Origin of the sequence: Acinetobacter sp. MF4640 (assembly GCF_002018895.1) — a bacterium.
Taxonomy (GTDB): domain Bacteria; phylum Pseudomonadota; class Gammaproteobacteria; order Pseudomonadales; family Moraxellaceae; genus Acinetobacter; species Acinetobacter johnsonii.
The window spans coordinates 1-15,317 of the sequence record NZ_MVOM01000042.1; the positions used below are offsets into that span (position 1 = coordinate 1).

A 15,317-nucleotide genomic window follows, 5' to 3' on the forward strand; every position below is an offset into this window, starting at 1 on the left:
TACAACTTCGGCCGCAGACTCAAAACACTCAGGGGCCTGACTCCCTACGAATTCATCTGCAAACAGTGGACAGATGAACCTGAACTTTTTAAAATTGATCCGATCCATCAAATGCCGGGACTAAACATTTAGGGGCTGTTGATATTTCATAAATGGCTTGCGTTGTAGGCTAAAATTGAGCAGGCAAGGCATGGAACGATGACAATAGTGGGACTATTTTCAAGTTTCATAACGATGTCTGTGAAGATTTTAGCCACAACCTTTTAGGACTAGAGTATTTTTTGATGCTACGTTGTTGCGAACCACTTATTTAGAATGACTAAATTGCGTATTTCACGCCTAGTATCATCTAAAAAATACTCGTTGTCGCAAGCATAGATGAAGTGTCAACAGCCCCTGACTCAGCAACAGTATTGCTTACATTTTAAACACTCTTTCACTTTAAATACGATTAAAAATTCACCTTAACGCTAAGACCCGCCACCCAAGCATCATCCACTTCTTTCACGCCAGAGGGTTGATAGATATATTGTAGGTTGGGTCTGAGCATCACCGCAGGTGACCATTGATAGGTATAGTTCAACTCAACATTGAGTTCGTCATGTTGAATTGGGACATAATCGCTGGCAAGCGCGTCATAACTGTAATAACCACGGCCTTCGTTAGTGGCGATTTGCTTATCCGTCACACGGTCATTCACCACATAGTTGGCCAAACCAAAACCAATAGAATCATTAGGGCGGCTATCAAAAGGGCCTTTGTACCAAAGTGCCAATTGCTGCGTACTTTCTACAGCGGTCGTGTCTCGGTCATTGATGACCCCATTGAAACTGATATATAAACCGCGCTTCGGAACAGCCCCGTGTTGAGTCAGTTGTTGTTGAGCATTCAACCAAAAGCTATATTTACCATCGTGGATTTCTCCTGATGTACCCACATCTTTAGCTTCTACTGTGGAATACAGTGCACCGAGTTTATATTCACCCGGTAAACCATTAAATGTGGCAAATTTAGGTTTCCATGCCAGTTCAACTGGAATAGTCGCCCCTTCGACATTGTCCATATCGAGGTTAAAACCATCACTGTCTGAGTCTGTTTTGACATTGTCTGGATTGACTTCATAGATGCCAACGCCAAGTGACCAGTCTGGTGCAAATTGGTATTTAACATTGGTGCCCCATAAACTGACAGGCCAGTTATACCAAATCGAACCGATGGATTTTCCAAGCTGTCCGCCACACAAAAGTAAATTCTGAAATTCACATTGCGAACTATTAAAGTCATCCGACATGCCCATACGACCAATCTTAAATTGAACGCGGTTATCATCAAATCCAGTTTTGATCCAAGCCTGAGTTAAGCGCCAAATTTTGCCACGACCATAAATTTCTTGGCTGTTGCCCAAGGTACTGGCACGAGGGTCTTTAATTCGTTCAAGGGTTAGGGCGTTACCATCACGTTTGGTAATCATTAAGCCGGCTGTGGTATTTTCCCAACCTGCAATTTTATTTAAATCAAAATTGGCACCCAGTGTGAGCTGCGCGGCATTGTCAAAACTATTGTCATCGTTATAACCGCCAGCCAAATTGGTGGCTGCTTGGCTCATAATCGATGCTGTAAATTTATAACCTTGATCTTCCAGTTGCTTCCGTTCACCGTTCCAATCACCGAATAACCATTGACGATCTGCCGAATAAAATTCATTGGCTGAAGCCAATTGGCAAGTCATAAGCGCCAAAGATAATGTGCCTAGCTTTAATAGTTGTTGCATACCAAACATCCTTTTTTGTGAGGAAAGCTCAACGCAGGTGAGCTTTCCATGCGGTTTTTATTATTTAATGCGAACGGCTGGACTCAGTTCAGAAGTTGCCCCCAAACGGTCTGTAACATTGGCGGTGACATTGGCCACACTACTTGTTACTTTCCACATTGCTTGACCTTGACCTTGTGCATTCGTGGTCACCACTTGAGTACCTAAATACTGCTCTGCTTCTTGACTCTTCGCTTGATAATTGGCAAAGAATTCAACCTGATAGCGTTGATTTGGTTGCCCTTGAACTACAGCGGTGACTTGACCTTTGCTATAGCTTAAACGTGGCGCTTGAATGTTTTGGTTTGGCATCGCATTACAGCCTTGTTCATTTGGCTGGGTACAGGTTTTTTGCAGTTTCGCCGCTTCAATGACCACGCCACCACCACGAGAACCCACAAAGCCAGCATGTTCAAGCGCAGGCACTGCAAATACAATGGCACCTAAACGTTGATTCGGAACGCAAGAACCACCTGCTTCACAGCGTTTAATATCTTTGCCATTGCCCCAAATTAGGTTTTTGGTCAAGGTTGTGCGGGCATTGGCATCTTTTTCTGAACGAATGGCTATTCCTAAACGATTACCATGAACTTTATTGCTGTCAAAGATGTTGCCATCACCGGTGAGGTTAAAGCCAATTGAGTTATTGGTCAGTTCGTTATAAGCGATGTAATTGCGCTTACCCCAGTTGATTTGCAAACCATCAGAGTAGTTTTCAAATTTGTTCCCCACCACCGCATTGTCATTACCCCACAGGATTTCAATCCCTTGCGACGGCTCTGGGTTGGCTTTGGTTGAAGTAAATAGATTGTTGGCCACAAGGTTAAATGCCGCGCCACGGGTAAGCTCAAGACCATCGCCATTATCTACAAACACGTTGTTCAAAACTTTGTTGTTATTGGTGGTGGTCGAGGTCGGATTGCCCTTACCGTCATCACCCGTCAACATCACGCCTGAACCACCGTAGTTATTACTGATACGGTTATGTTGAATCAAGTTATTGCTTGAGCGGTTCACCAATACACCAATACAGAAACGATGAATATCGAGACCTTTTAAGGTCACACCATTCACATCTTGCAGAACTAAACCCGGTAAAGTCGTAGTACGGACATTGGTACCATACTGTTCAGGATTTGCCCCCGGGCAGGCTTTCGCGCCTTCACCTTTAATATAGCTTGAACCATCAATCGCAATAAACTCGCCTGTTTTGTCCCATTGCGTCCCAATGATCTTCACTGAAGATTTAATTGGCGGTAAAGCTTGATTCAGTTTAATTACATAGGGTGCTTTACCTACAGCTTGGATTTGAATTTCATTTTCTTGCGCCGCATTGGCATTGGATTGTTCAATCGCCCAACGCAGTGAACCTTTTGCAGTATCGTCCTGATAACGATCTACAATATAAGTTTCTGCACTGGCAAAACCTGATGCCGCTAAACTCAAAACCAATGTGGTCAAACGTAAAGTTGATGGTTTCATATTTTAAATCCTTTTCTATCCTTGAAGATGAATAACACAGTGCATTAAGGGGTCGGTTGTACTGTTTTCAGCAACTGTTTGAGTTGAGTCACATCAATTTGACCCGGTGCAGAGGCTTCACCAATCATGCCGAAACTTAGGCTCCCGCCCATGTTGGCAGTCGCGACACGAGAAATCGTACCCAACTGCCCCATCGACATGGTTAGCAGTGGTTTTTGACTTTTTTGACTCACAGCCAACGTGGCATTCATGAGGGTAAAGACATCTTGTTTTGACTTTGGCATTACCGCAATTTTTAGAATGTCGGCACCCATCTGATCTTGTTTTAGCAGACGGTTTTCAATTTCTTGTTGTTCGGGGGTTTTGGCAAAATCATGATTTGACATGATCACCAACACGTTCTTTTCATGTGCTAATTTGGTTAATCTCGCTACACTGCCTGCATCACGGAACATTTCGATATCCAACAATTGCATAAACGGCTTTTTCAGGTAGTCACGATAAATCTTTTCATAGTCTTGGTCAGATACCGTCATTTTTCCGCCTTCGTTATGGGTACGAATGGTCGCAATCAACGGTTTATCTTTTAAAATTTGATTCAGCTGCTGACCCAGTGCAATCACTTTTTTAGTGTCGGCAGAAAATTCCAATAAGTCGATGCGAAACTCAGCCAAATCGACATCTGGATTACTGGCAATGACTTTGGCTTGTGCAAGTGCTTGTTCAGCCGTTTTTGCAGTGATCGGTACGATAGTTTTGACAGGTAAATCACCAATGTTGAGGTTTTTCACCATATAGTGTTGTGCATTAGATTGAGCCGCTTCGGCTGCAAATGTTGCTGGCATTGCCGCAAGAACAGCGCTGCTTAAGCAGAGTTGCATTGCAAATTTTTTGATTGTCATCATTACGATTCCTTGTATTTTCAATACGATTGCCTGACTTCTGTCATCAGCCGTAAACATACGTGGGATTCATGCAATGGGACATGCAATCACCACGTATAAACTTTTATCACTTTCATAAGCGCAAGCTTTCTTGCGCTTATGAGCTTAGATATCTAGAAAGACCGTTTCATCTTCACCTTGAATACGAATGTCAAAGCGATATACCACTTCACCATCACGTTCTTCACGCTTAGCAATTAAGGTCTGACGACGCGGTGCCCACTCAATGCCTTTCAGTACAGGATCTTGTGCATTGGCTTCAGCTTCATCTTCAAAATACACACGGGTATTCAAGCCAATGTTAATCCCGCGAGCAAAGATGATCAGTGCAATATGCGGTGCCTGAGTTGTGCCTTTACGGCCCGGAACCGAACCCGGTTTAATGGTATTGAAACTCCAAAAACCAGTTTCGAAGTCTGCGCCTGTACGTCCCCAACCGAGGAAGTTTGGATCGACCGCTTTGCCTTGAATATCCGCCGCACTTGGATACACGCCGTTGGCATCCGCCTGCCAGATTTCAATCAATACATCACGTAGCGGCAAACCTAAGCCGTCAAACACTTGACCTTCTAAGCGAATACGTTCGCCTAAAGTATTTTCTTTAACTAACTGGTTATTAAAGTTATTTTCAAACACTTCGATGTTGGCTTGTTGTGGCAACAAACCAATGTGTACGTATGGTCCACCTGTTTGAGATGGCGTTTCATGCAATTCTTGAAAGTTCCAATGGTTCATGTTGTTCTCCCTGAATTAAGTCAAATCATTTTCGAAGTAAGTCGCACGACGACCACGTAAAGTGATGTCAAAGCGGTAACAACGGCTGTCTGCTTCAATAAAGTTGCTCTTGTCTTCCAAGGCAATCAATGCACGACGTTGTTCTTCCGAAGGAATGGTTTTAATAATTGGACACGAATCAATCAGCGTATCGCCTTCAAAGTAGAACTGCGAAATGAGGCGCTGCGCCCAACCATCGGCAAGTAAAGAGAAATGAATATGTGCAGGACGCCATTCATTAATACGGTTACGCCAAGGGTACGGGCCTGGCTTAATGGTACGGAACACAAAATAACCATTGGCATCGGTCATCATGCGACCACAACCACCAAAGTTCGGGTCCATCGCACCAATAAACTGGTCATTTGGATGGCGATAACGACCTGAAGCATTGGCTTGCCACACTTCGAGCAAAGCATTTTTAACTGGGCGCCCAAACTGATCACGCACATAACCATGCACAATAATGCGCTCGCCGACTGGCAAACCTTCTTTGGCATAGTTCAAAATCAAATCGTTATCTTTAGGCCCAAACTGTTCCGCACTAAACTGTGGTGAAGTCACTTCAGTTAAAGTTTCTGCAATCGAAATCAACGCATTTTTGGGCGAGCGTAATACACTGGTTTTATAGCCGGGTGCATATGCTGGCGGATGATCTTCGGTATTGCGTTGTGCATAAGCACCTAAAATAAGTTGCGACATGTGACGTCCCTCTTAATCTTGTTCCATTACTCTTGGTTGGTTGGTTCTTGGCTAAGCTGCTGTTCGCTCAACTTTTGCGGGGCAATACCCAAATCTGCAAAAACTTCTTCTGCCATGTGCATAGCTGCATTGGCTGCAGGTAAACCGGCATACAATGAACAGTGCAAAATCAACTCTTTTAAGTCGTCCTTGGTCACACCATTGTTAAAACAAGCACGTAAATGCATACGCAGTTCATCTTCACGACCCAATGCCAATAACACGGCAATGGTGACTAAGCTACGGGTGTGGCGCGGCATGCCCGGTCTAGACCAGACTTCGCCCCACGCAAAACGGCTAATAAAGTTTTGGAAGTCGGCATTGAAATCATTCAAGTTCTCAAGTGAACGACCGACATGCTTTTCACCTAGCACTTCAGTGCGTACGGTGATTCCTTGTTCATAACGTTGTTCATCATTCATGGGAGAAACCTCAATTATGTCGCATCGGTATGTGCGACCAGTGATTTAACAAAAATAGCGACTGCTGCTGCTGTTGCTGGAATTAACAGCAGACTTAAAATAGCTGTAAACGACCAGTCATTGCCGAGTAATACCGCACCGATCCAAGCACCAAATACCGCACCAAAACGTCCAATCCCAGACATCCACGCCACACCTGTTGCACGGCATTGGGTTGGATAAAAACGAGCACTGAGTGCTGGCATTGCCGACTGCGCACCATTAATTGCAACACCTGCGCAAAGCACTAAAATGGCAAGTAAGGTTGGATTTGCTAAGCTCTGACCAACGGCAAAGGCAAAGATCCCAGCGACAAAGTAAAAGCCTGCAATAATGCGGTTCGGGTTGAAACGATCCATTGCCCAGCCAATAAATAAAGCACTGAGGACACCGCCAAACTGGAATAAACCACCGATAAATGCAGCACGTTCCATCGTTGCGCCAGTTTCACGCATTAAGGTTGGTAACCAACTGGTGAGTAGATAAATCATCACCAAACCCATAAAATAGGTCAGCCACAATAAAACCGTGCCTTTGACATATTTCTGAGAGAACAGCATGCCAAACACACCGTTCTTCTCTCCACCTTCCGTTTTTTCTTCAGGTACATGAAACTCAGTAACACCATGTACTTGCGTCGGTGCAATACGCGTGAGAATTTTGCGAACTTTTTCGGGGTCACGACCTTTCACAATCAAGAAACGATAAGATTCAGGTAAGAAGAAAATCACCAAGATCATCAAAATCAGTGGCGACCAACCGCCCAGTAAAAACAAGCTGTGCCAACCAAAGGTTGGGATCAACCAACTGCTGATGAAACCACCTGTTGCCATACCCAAGTTGTAACCACAGAACATACAGGTCACGAGTAGCGAGCGAGAGCGCTGCGGGCAATATTCAGAAAATAGTGTGGTTGCATTCGGCATCGCAGCACCCAAACCAATACCGGTTAAAAAGCGAAGGACCACCAAGGTATTTAAGTCCGCCGCATAGGCTGATGCCAAAGTAAAGCCACCAAAAATCAGCATCGAAACACTTAAAACAATCTTTCGCCCAAAGCGGTCAGCGGTTGGGCCAGACACCAAAGCACCAATAATCATGCCGCCTAAAGCAGCACTCATCACAGGACCGAGTTGCGAGCGGTCTATCCCCCAGTCTTGTGCCAAGGCTGGAGCAATAAAACCCATTGCCGCAGTATCAATACCATCAACAAAAACAATGAGAAAACATACAATTGCGATCAACCACTGATATTTGCTAATCGGTGCATCATTAATCAGTGCTTGTGCGTCTATACTCGTTTTTTGAGTAGCGTATTCCTGAGACGCCATACCTGCCTCCTTGGGCTGAAAGTCCTTTTAAAAATCCTTAAACTATTGAATCGATCCAATAAACTGACTGAGAGTTTGGTTAAACAGCTCAGGTTGCTCAATATTGGAAAGATGCGATGCATCAATCACCGCGAGTTCACTCTTTTGAATCTGTTGTTGCATAAAGACGCCATCTGCCACTGTCGTGACAGGGTCAAACGCGCCTGCAATCACTAAAGTTGGAATCTGAATCTGTTGAATTTGAGTAGATAGATCTGCTTGCGCGAGCGCTCGGCAAGATTCTGCATAGCCCAGTGCTGGCGTAGTCGCTAAAGATTGAATGGTGCGCTGCGCCAAAGCATCGTGTTGATAATCAAACTGCTCACTAAACCAGCGTGTATGCGTAGTCGCGACCAAATCTGCTAAGCCATTGGCTGCCACAGCATCTGCACGCGCATTCCAACCATCTTCCGTCCAAATTTTGGCTGCTGAGTTCGCCACAGTAATACTATGAAAACGATCTGCATGGTGAATACCGAGCCACAAAGCCGTCATGCCGCCCATTGAAATCCCGCAAAAATGCGCTTTTTCAATGTTTAAACCGTTCAGAATATCAATCACATCTTCTGCAAGATTTTGTACAGTGGTCTGCTCAATCACATCGCTATGACCATGACCACGCGTGTCATAAGTCACGACTTTGAACTTTTGTTCGAAGGCAGCAACTTGTGGCTGCCACATGCCTTTATCTGTACCCAATGAGTTTGAAAATACAATCACAGGTGCATGGTCTTGCCCACTGATTGCAACAGATAAAGTCTTGCCTTGACGATTGGTCATCGTGATATTCACTTTGCCTCTCCTTTTGCTTCTTGCAACACCGCATCAATCTGGTCTTGAATATTGCCTAGATATGACGCAGGTTTAAAAATTTCTGAAATCTGAGCAGCGCTAAACAAGTCTTTGACTTGATCCAATTCCGCAATCACATCTTTTAAGTGCACACCTTTTTCAACGGCGGTTTTACATGCTGCTTCAACCACATGGTGCGCCTGTAAGCGCCCCATATGTGGTGCCAATGCCATCATTACAGCTTCTGCCATAATTAAACCTTGGGTACATTCCAAATTACGCTGCATGTTCTCAGCATTGACTTGCATCCCCTGCAATACATCCAATGTGCGCGCTAAAGCACCTGCACAAAGTTGGAAGATTTCTGGGATCGCCAGCCATTCTGCATGCCAAGCACCTAAGCTACGTTCGTGTTCCTGCACCATGCTTTGGTACAAGCTCGACATCAACACAGGGACGCGGTTCGCCGCTGTCAATACCGATGCCGCCGCAACTGGATTGCGCTTGTGTGGCATGGTGGATGAACCACCACGACCTTTTGCAGTAGGCTCAAAGATTTCTGCAATTTCGGTTTGCATCATCAAAGACCAATCACGTGCCATTTTGCCCAAGCTACCTGTCACCATCGCAACAACACTTGCCACTTCGACAATACGGTCGCGCTCGCCATGCCATGTACAGCTTGGAACTGAAAGTTGTAACTGCGCTGCAAATGCTTGCACAACTGCTGTGCCTTGATTCTGCAAAGATGCCAATGAACCAACGGCACCGCCCAATTGAGCAGTAAAAACACGCGCTTTCATGGCTTCAATACGGGCTAAATCACGATAAAATGCCGAAGCCCAGCGCGCAAATTTATGCCCCAAAGTAATCGGCAACCCTTGCTGCAACCATGTGCGTCCAATCATCACTTGTGAGCGATACTGTTCAGCTTGGGTCAATGCAGTGCGGTAACATTGGTGAATTAAAGCTTCAACATGCGTCATTGCAGCACGACATTGCAGCACGACATTGCAAAATACAGGCAGTGTCTAAAATGTCTTGACTGGTTGCGCCCCAATGCACATAACGCGCAGCATCTTCATCACTTTGTTTCACAATCGCAGTCAATTGCTTCACAAAAGGAATCGCAATATTGCCCGCCAAGCCTGTAGCAATAGCTAAAGCATCAAAGTCAATCTGATCAATCGCAGTCTGGGCAACTTGGGAAATTGCTGTTGCTGCAGATTCTGGAATGACACCGACCTGAGCCTGCGCTTGTGTCAAGGCAACTTCAGCCTCAATCATGTATGACACCAATGCGCGATCACTGAAAATTTCAGTCACCTCGTTTTGGTAAAATAAGCTGGCATATAACTGGCTCATGATCGCTATCCTTAACTCTGCTTTAAACCCGCTGAATAATCATTGCAATGCCTTGACCAACCCCAATACACATCGAACATAGCGCATAGGTTCCACCCGTCTGTTCCAATTGATTTAAAGCTGTGGTGACTAAACGCGCACCCGATGCCCCCAACGGATGACCAATCGCAATCGCCCCACCGTTTGGATTCACCTGTGTCGTGTCATCTGCAAGACCTAAGTCACGGGTAACCGCCAGTGCTTGTGCCGCAAACGCTTCATTCAGTTCAATCACATCCATCTGTTCTAATGTCAGATTGGCTTGTTTGAGTAATTTTTTGATGACAGGTGCTGGGGCAAAGCCCATAATACGAGGTTCAACCCCCACAGCCGTAGACGCAATAATCTTGGCACGTGGTTTAAGTTGGTACTGCTCAACCGCTTGTTCCGAAGCAATCAGTACAGCAGCCGCACCGTCATTGATGCCTGACGCGTTTCCCGCTGTGACGGTGCCTTCTGCTGTGACGACTGGCTTCAGTTTCGCCAAACCTTCTAATGTGGTCGATGCACGTGGATGTTCATCGGTGTCGATCACAATTGGATCACCCTTACGCTGTGCAATATTCACAGGGATGATTTCATGTGTAAAAAAGCCTTGAGCTTGCGCGGTTGTGGTGCGCTGTTGACTCGCCAAGGCAAACTGGTCTTGATCTGCGCGATCAATATTAAATTGTTGTGCTACGTTCTCCGCGGTTTGCGGCATGGTGTCTACACCATACATCGCTTTAAGCTTAGGATTAATAAAACGCCAGCCCATAGTGGTGTCTTCAATCTTTTGACTACGGCCATATGCGGTTTCTGACTTACCCATGACAAAAGGTGCACGAGACATACTTTCGACGCCACCTGCGATGATTAAATCTGCTTCGCCGGCTTTAATGGCACGCGCTGCCATGGCAATCGCATCGAGTGATGAGCCACATAAGCGATTCACCGTTGTGGCTGGAACTTCGACAGGTAAGCCTGCAAGCAGTGCAGACATGCGTCCGACATTCCGGTTGTCTTCTCCCGCTTGGTTGGCACAGCCGTAGATCACATCATCTACCTGTTTCCAGTCCACGCTAGGATTACGTTGCATCAAGGCTTGAATTGGGAATGCACCCAGGTCATCAGCACGAACTGGGGCTAAACCACCGGCATAACGGCCGAATGGGGTACGGATGGCATCAATAATGTAAGCGTTTTTCATATCTATTCTTCTCTTAATCCTCCCTTAATCCCTCCTTTAAAAAGGAGGGAGACCTACCGCACTTGATGCTAGAGAAGTCCCCCTTTAGCAAAGGGGGATTTAGGGAGATTCAAATCATTAATTCTGTTGTGTCGCATCCACCAACGGAGCACCCGTCATCGCCTGCAATTCTGCAAAGCTTAAACCATCCACTTTCTCAAGCACTTTTAAACCTTCAGGCTTAACATCAATCACGCACAGGTCGGTGTAGATGCGATCAACACATTTCAAACCTGTAGCTGGATAGCTCAGTTCAGCCACGATCTTTGGCTCACCTTGTTTGGTCACATGGTCAGTGGTGATAAAGACTTTTTTAGCACCAACGGCTAAGTCCATCGCACCACCGACCGCGGGAATCGCATCGGGCGCACCGGTATGCCAGTTGGCCAAGTCACCATTGGCTGCCACTTGAAAGGCGCCCAGAACGGCAATATCTAAGTGACCACCACGCATCATGGCAAAAGAGTCACCGTGATGGAAAAAGCTACCGCCTTGCAGCATGGTCACATATTCTTTACCTGCGTTAATCAACTCAGGGTCTTCTTGACCTTTTTCAGGCGGTGGACCAAAAGCCAATAACCCATTTTCAGAATGTAAGAAAACGTCTTTGTCTGAAGGGAGATAGCTGGCAATCTTGGTCGGTAATCCAATCCCAAGATTCACATAAGCCCCATCGGGAATATCTTGTGCCACACGTTCTGCAATTTGGTTGCGGCTGAGTTTTTGATAGCTCATGAAAGTCTCCCGATTACACAGCAACAGGTTCAGGTTGAACCTGTACCACGTGTTGAACAAAAATACCTGCGGTGATGATGCGTTCAGGGTCTAAAACGGCTTTGTTGCATAAATATGTAAGCATCTGATTTAAATAAATTTAATTTTGGATCAAAAAATAATCAAAACTTTTAAAATCATATAGTTATGAAATCTTTGTGCAACAAAGCCTTGTTATGTTAGAAGGTGGGGATAGCATAGGTCGTGGAGGAGCATTTTATAGATTATTCACGAATTCTATGTTGGGTTTATGGATACTAGGTGCATTAATGTTTTACGCGATTACTTATATTTTTTGGAACTTAGTCATAGGAATGCCAAAAATGTGGGTTTCGCCAAAGAACAAATAGTAAATCTCCTTCATAAATCAAAAAGTGGTCAATTCTTTTGATCTTAAATCAACCAACATGAAAACTTAATTTAGGAGATAATTTTTAAACCTCTTTCATAAATCAAAAAACTGATCTTATTTGGTTGATCAAACACTACCTCACATAACTATAAGTTTCAGGGTCAGGCCAATATTAGATCTTGCAATATTTTAAAATAAATCGACTCTTACCTAATATACACCCACAAAAAATCAGCCTTGAATGGGCAAGGCTGATTTTTTAACTGATGGTTACTGGACTAACTTAAACAGATAAGTCCACGCACAAATATTTCATTTCAAGATATTCGTCGATACCAAATTTAGAACCTTCACGACCTAAGCCAGACTGCTTCACACCTCCAAACGGAGCCACTTCATTTGAAATTGCACCCGTGTTGACGCCCACCATACCGTATTCAAGCGCTTCACCAACACGCCACTGACGTGCGGTATTTTGCGTAAATAGGTAAGTTGCTAGACCAAACTCAGTGTCATTGGCCATTTGAACCGCTTCTTCTTCCGTTTTGAAACGGAACAAGGGTGCTAATGGACCAAAGGTTTCTTCTTTCGCGACTTTCATCTCTTGCGTCACTTCCGTTAAAAGTGTCGGTTCAAAGAAAGTTCCGCCTAGGCTTGAGCGTTGACCACCGGTTTTAACCTGCGCACCTTTGCTAATGGCATCGGCAATATGCGACTGTACTTTTTCAATCGCGGCTTCATCGATCAGCGGGCCTTGGGTTGAAGTCTCAACTCGGCCATCACCCACTTTTAAGTTCGCTACAGCAACTGCCAGTTTTTCAACCAAGGCATCGTAAATACCGTCTTGTACATAAATACGGTTGGCACATACACAGGTCTGTCCGCTATTGCGGAACTTGCTGGCCATAATGCCTTGTACCGCTTGCTCAAGATTAGCATCATCAAACACCAAAACAGGTGCATTACCGCCTAATTCTAAAGACAGTTTTTTGATGGTTGGCGCACATTGTTGCATCAAGATACGACCGACTTGAGTTGAACCTGTGAAGCTCAACTTTTTCACCGTGTCGCTTTTACACAGTGTTTTACCCACTTCGCTTGAATCACCACTGATGTGTAATAACACGTCTTGTGGCAAACCCGCACGTAGCGCTAACACTTCTAAAGCATAAGCCGTTAAAGGCGTTTGCTCAGCAGGTTTCACAATCATCGAGCACCCTGCTGCAATTGCAGGTGCGGCCTTACGTGTGATCATTGCTGCGGGGAAGTTCCACGGCGTAATTGCTGCCGTAACCCCAATCGCCTGTTTGATCACCAACAAACGTTGGTTCGGCAGTGTGGGTGTTAAAACTTCACCATCGATACGGCGGGCTTGTTCAGCAAACCAACGAATAAATGAAGCAGCATAGCCAATTTCACCACGTGCTTCCGCTAAAGGCTTACCTTGTTCAGCAGTCAAAATCTGAGCCAATGACTCTTTATTTTCCTGCATCAAATCAAACCAAGCCCAAAGTACATCAGCGCGTTGTAGAGCTGTTTGCGCTTTCCACGCTGTTTGTGCTTTTTGAGAACGAGCAATCACTTGCTCAACTGACGCGCGGTCATGGGATTTCACCCATGCCAAGGTGTCATGTGTTGCGGCATCTTTGACTTCGATGTAACCGCCATTTTCAGGCACATCAAAACGAATATCTGGATGCTGTAATAAATCTTTATATTGCGCTTGAAGCATCATCATTACTCTTCAATTATGCTGCAGCAGAAAGTGCAAAACCTTGTTTTAAAATGTTTAAGCCAGCACGGAATTGTTCTGCAGGAATCGTTAAAGGATATAAGAAACGGATCACATTACCATAACGACCACAGGTCAAAATAAGCAAGCCATTTTGCATTGCATAGTTTTGAATTGCTTTCGCTTGATCCGCCGTTTCCAACTCAATCGCGACCATTGAACCCAACGCACGAATTTCTTGGACTGTAGACGAAGACTGTTTGAGTTCATTCAGAACTTCAACCAACTCTGCGCCCAATACATTTGCACGTTCGCAAAGACCTTCTTCTTCAATCACGTCTAGTACGGCATGTGCAGAAGCTACAGCCACTGGATTACCTGCATAAGTACCACCTAGACCACCTGGGTTCGGTGCATCCATCACTTCAGCACGGCCAACCACACCAGAGATTGGGAAACCACCACCAAGACTTTTCGCCATAGTGATTAAATCGGCTTTGGTCTCGTAGTGATCCATGGCAAATAACTTACCAGTACGGGCAAAGCCTGTCTGTACTTCATCTGCAATAATCAAAATATCGTGTTGATCACATAGCGCACGTAAACGCTTTAAGAATTCAGCAGGAACAACGTTGAAACCGCCTTCACCTTGAACAGGTTCAAGTACAATAGCGGCAACATCATGCGCCGCAATATCTTCTGCAAAAATGTCTTCAATGCTTTCAATCGCAATATCTACAGTAATCCCTTTTGACTCTACAGGATAGCGTGCATGGAAAACACCTGAAGGCATCACACCAAAGTCACGTTTGTACGGTGCAGTTTTACCCGTCATTGCCATGGTCATAAATGAACGACCGTGGAAACCATTACCAAAAGTCACAATGCCATGACGACCTGTATAAGAACGTGCAATTTTCACTGCATTTTCTACAGCTTCAGCACCAGTAGAGAAGAATGTTGTTTTCGCTTCACCTGCAATCGGTGCACGGGCATTAATACGTTCAGCTAAAGAAACATAGCTTTCATACGGTACAACTTGGTACGCTGTATGGGTGAATTTAGTCAATTGTTCAGTAACAGCAGCAATAATTTTAGGATGACGGTGACCTGTGTTCAGTACCGCAATACCACCCGCGAAGTCAGTATATTGATTCCCTTCAGCATCCCAAATGGTGGAATTTTCTGCTTTCTCCGCATACCATTGACACATGACACCAACGCCATGAGGAGTCGCTTTTAGTTTACGTGCGTTCAGTGCAGAGTGTTTACTGTCCATTTTGTATCCTCATTCTTGATTCATACATTTATAAAATTTCAGCGTCCCGAGCATGCTTTTTGCTGATATACAAAGGACGTGGGGTTTATTGCATTTTGCGCTTTTATTGGCACTAGACGAGAGCCACTTTTCATCAGACAGATGGAGCCAATTCACCCGCCCCCTTTATAATTA

The 15,317-nt window shown here is 44.9% G+C and carries 12 protein-coding genes and 3 pseudogenes; 1 reads left to right on the forward strand and 14 read right to left on the reverse strand.

The window, feature by feature from the left end:
* Positions 1-132: pseudogene (locus tag MF4640_RS19045) on the forward strand (IS481 family transposase); the annotation flags it as partial.
* 319 nt (positions 133-451) lie between these two features.
* On the opposite strand, the gene MF4640_RS13565 reads toward MF4640_RS19045, so the two are convergent.
* The 14 genes and pseudogenes from MF4640_RS13565 to gabT form a co-directional block, all read right to left on the reverse strand.
* Positions 452-1,771, reverse strand: a complete 1,320-nt coding sequence (locus MF4640_RS13565; RefSeq protein ID WP_078389924.1) for a carbohydrate porin — start codon at positions 1,769-1,771, stop codon at positions 452-454.
* A gap of 60 nt (positions 1,772-1,831) precedes the next feature.
* Positions 1,832-3,292 (reverse strand): nitrous oxide reductase family maturation protein NosD, encoded by a 1,461-nt coding sequence (locus MF4640_RS13570; protein ID WP_078389925.1) that lies wholly within the window; start codon positions 3,290-3,292, stop codon positions 1,832-1,834.
* 44 nt (positions 3,293-3,336) lie between these two features.
* Positions 3,337-4,197, reverse strand: a complete 861-nt coding sequence (gene aroD, locus MF4640_RS13575; protein ID WP_078389926.1) for a type I 3-dehydroquinate dehydratase — start codon at positions 4,195-4,197, stop codon at positions 3,337-3,339.
* A gap of 144 nt (positions 4,198-4,341) precedes the next feature.
* Positions 4,342-4,971, reverse strand: a complete 630-nt coding sequence (pcaG, locus tag MF4640_RS13580; protein WP_078389927.1) for a protocatechuate 3,4-dioxygenase subunit alpha — start codon at positions 4,969-4,971, stop codon at positions 4,342-4,344.
* Between the two features lie 15 nt (positions 4,972-4,986).
* Positions 4,987-5,712, reverse strand: a complete 726-nt coding sequence (gene pcaH, locus MF4640_RS13585; protein ID WP_062034296.1) for a protocatechuate 3,4-dioxygenase subunit beta — start codon at positions 5,710-5,712, stop codon at positions 4,987-4,989.
* A gap of 26 nt (positions 5,713-5,738) precedes the next feature.
* Positions 5,739-6,173 (reverse strand): 4-carboxymuconolactone decarboxylase, encoded by a 435-nt coding sequence (pcaC, locus tag MF4640_RS13590; protein WP_078389928.1) that lies wholly within the window; start codon positions 6,171-6,173, stop codon positions 5,739-5,741.
* 14 nt (positions 6,174-6,187) lie between these two features.
* Positions 6,188-7,543 carry an MFS transporter gene (locus tag MF4640_RS13595; RefSeq protein ID WP_078389929.1) on the reverse strand — a complete coding sequence of 452 codons (1,356 nt, stop codon included), beginning with the start codon at positions 7,541-7,543 and terminating at the stop codon, positions 6,188-6,190.
* Positions 7,544-7,585: 42 nt separating this feature from the next.
* Positions 7,586-8,362: a 3-oxoadipate enol-lactonase gene (gene pcaD / locus MF4640_RS13600; protein WP_171263894.1), complete on the reverse strand. Its 777-nt coding sequence runs from the start codon at positions 8,360-8,362 to the stop codon at positions 7,586-7,588.
* An 8-nt stretch (positions 8,363-8,370) separates the two neighbouring features.
* Positions 8,371-9,739, reverse strand: a pseudogene (pcaB, locus tag MF4640_RS13605) (3-carboxy-cis,cis-muconate cycloisomerase).
* A gap of 22 nt (positions 9,740-9,761) precedes the next feature.
* Positions 9,762-10,967 (reverse strand): 3-oxoadipyl-CoA thiolase, encoded by a 1,206-nt coding sequence (pcaF, locus tag MF4640_RS13610; RefSeq protein WP_078389931.1) that lies wholly within the window; start codon positions 10,965-10,967, stop codon positions 9,762-9,764.
* A gap of 117 nt (positions 10,968-11,084) precedes the next feature.
* Complete coding sequence (locus tag MF4640_RS13615; RefSeq protein ID WP_078389932.1) at positions 11,085-11,741, reverse strand: 3-oxoacid CoA-transferase subunit B; 657 nt, start codon at positions 11,739-11,741, stop codon at positions 11,085-11,087.
* 13 nt (positions 11,742-11,754) lie between these two features.
* Positions 11,755-11,835 (reverse strand): annotated as a pseudogene (locus MF4640_RS19940) (3-oxoadipate CoA-transferase); the annotation flags it as partial.
* A gap of 580 nt (positions 11,836-12,415) precedes the next feature.
* Positions 12,416-13,864 (reverse strand): NAD-dependent succinate-semialdehyde dehydrogenase, encoded by a 1,449-nt coding sequence (locus MF4640_RS13625; RefSeq protein WP_078389941.1) that lies wholly within the window; start codon positions 13,862-13,864, stop codon positions 12,416-12,418.
* Positions 13,865-13,880: 16 nt separating this feature from the next.
* Positions 13,881-15,143 carry a 4-aminobutyrate--2-oxoglutarate transaminase gene (gene gabT / locus MF4640_RS13630; RefSeq protein ID WP_078389934.1) on the reverse strand — a complete coding sequence of 421 codons (1,263 nt, stop codon included), beginning with the start codon at positions 15,141-15,143 and terminating at the stop codon, positions 13,881-13,883.
* Positions 15,144-15,317: the final 174 nt, after the last annotated feature.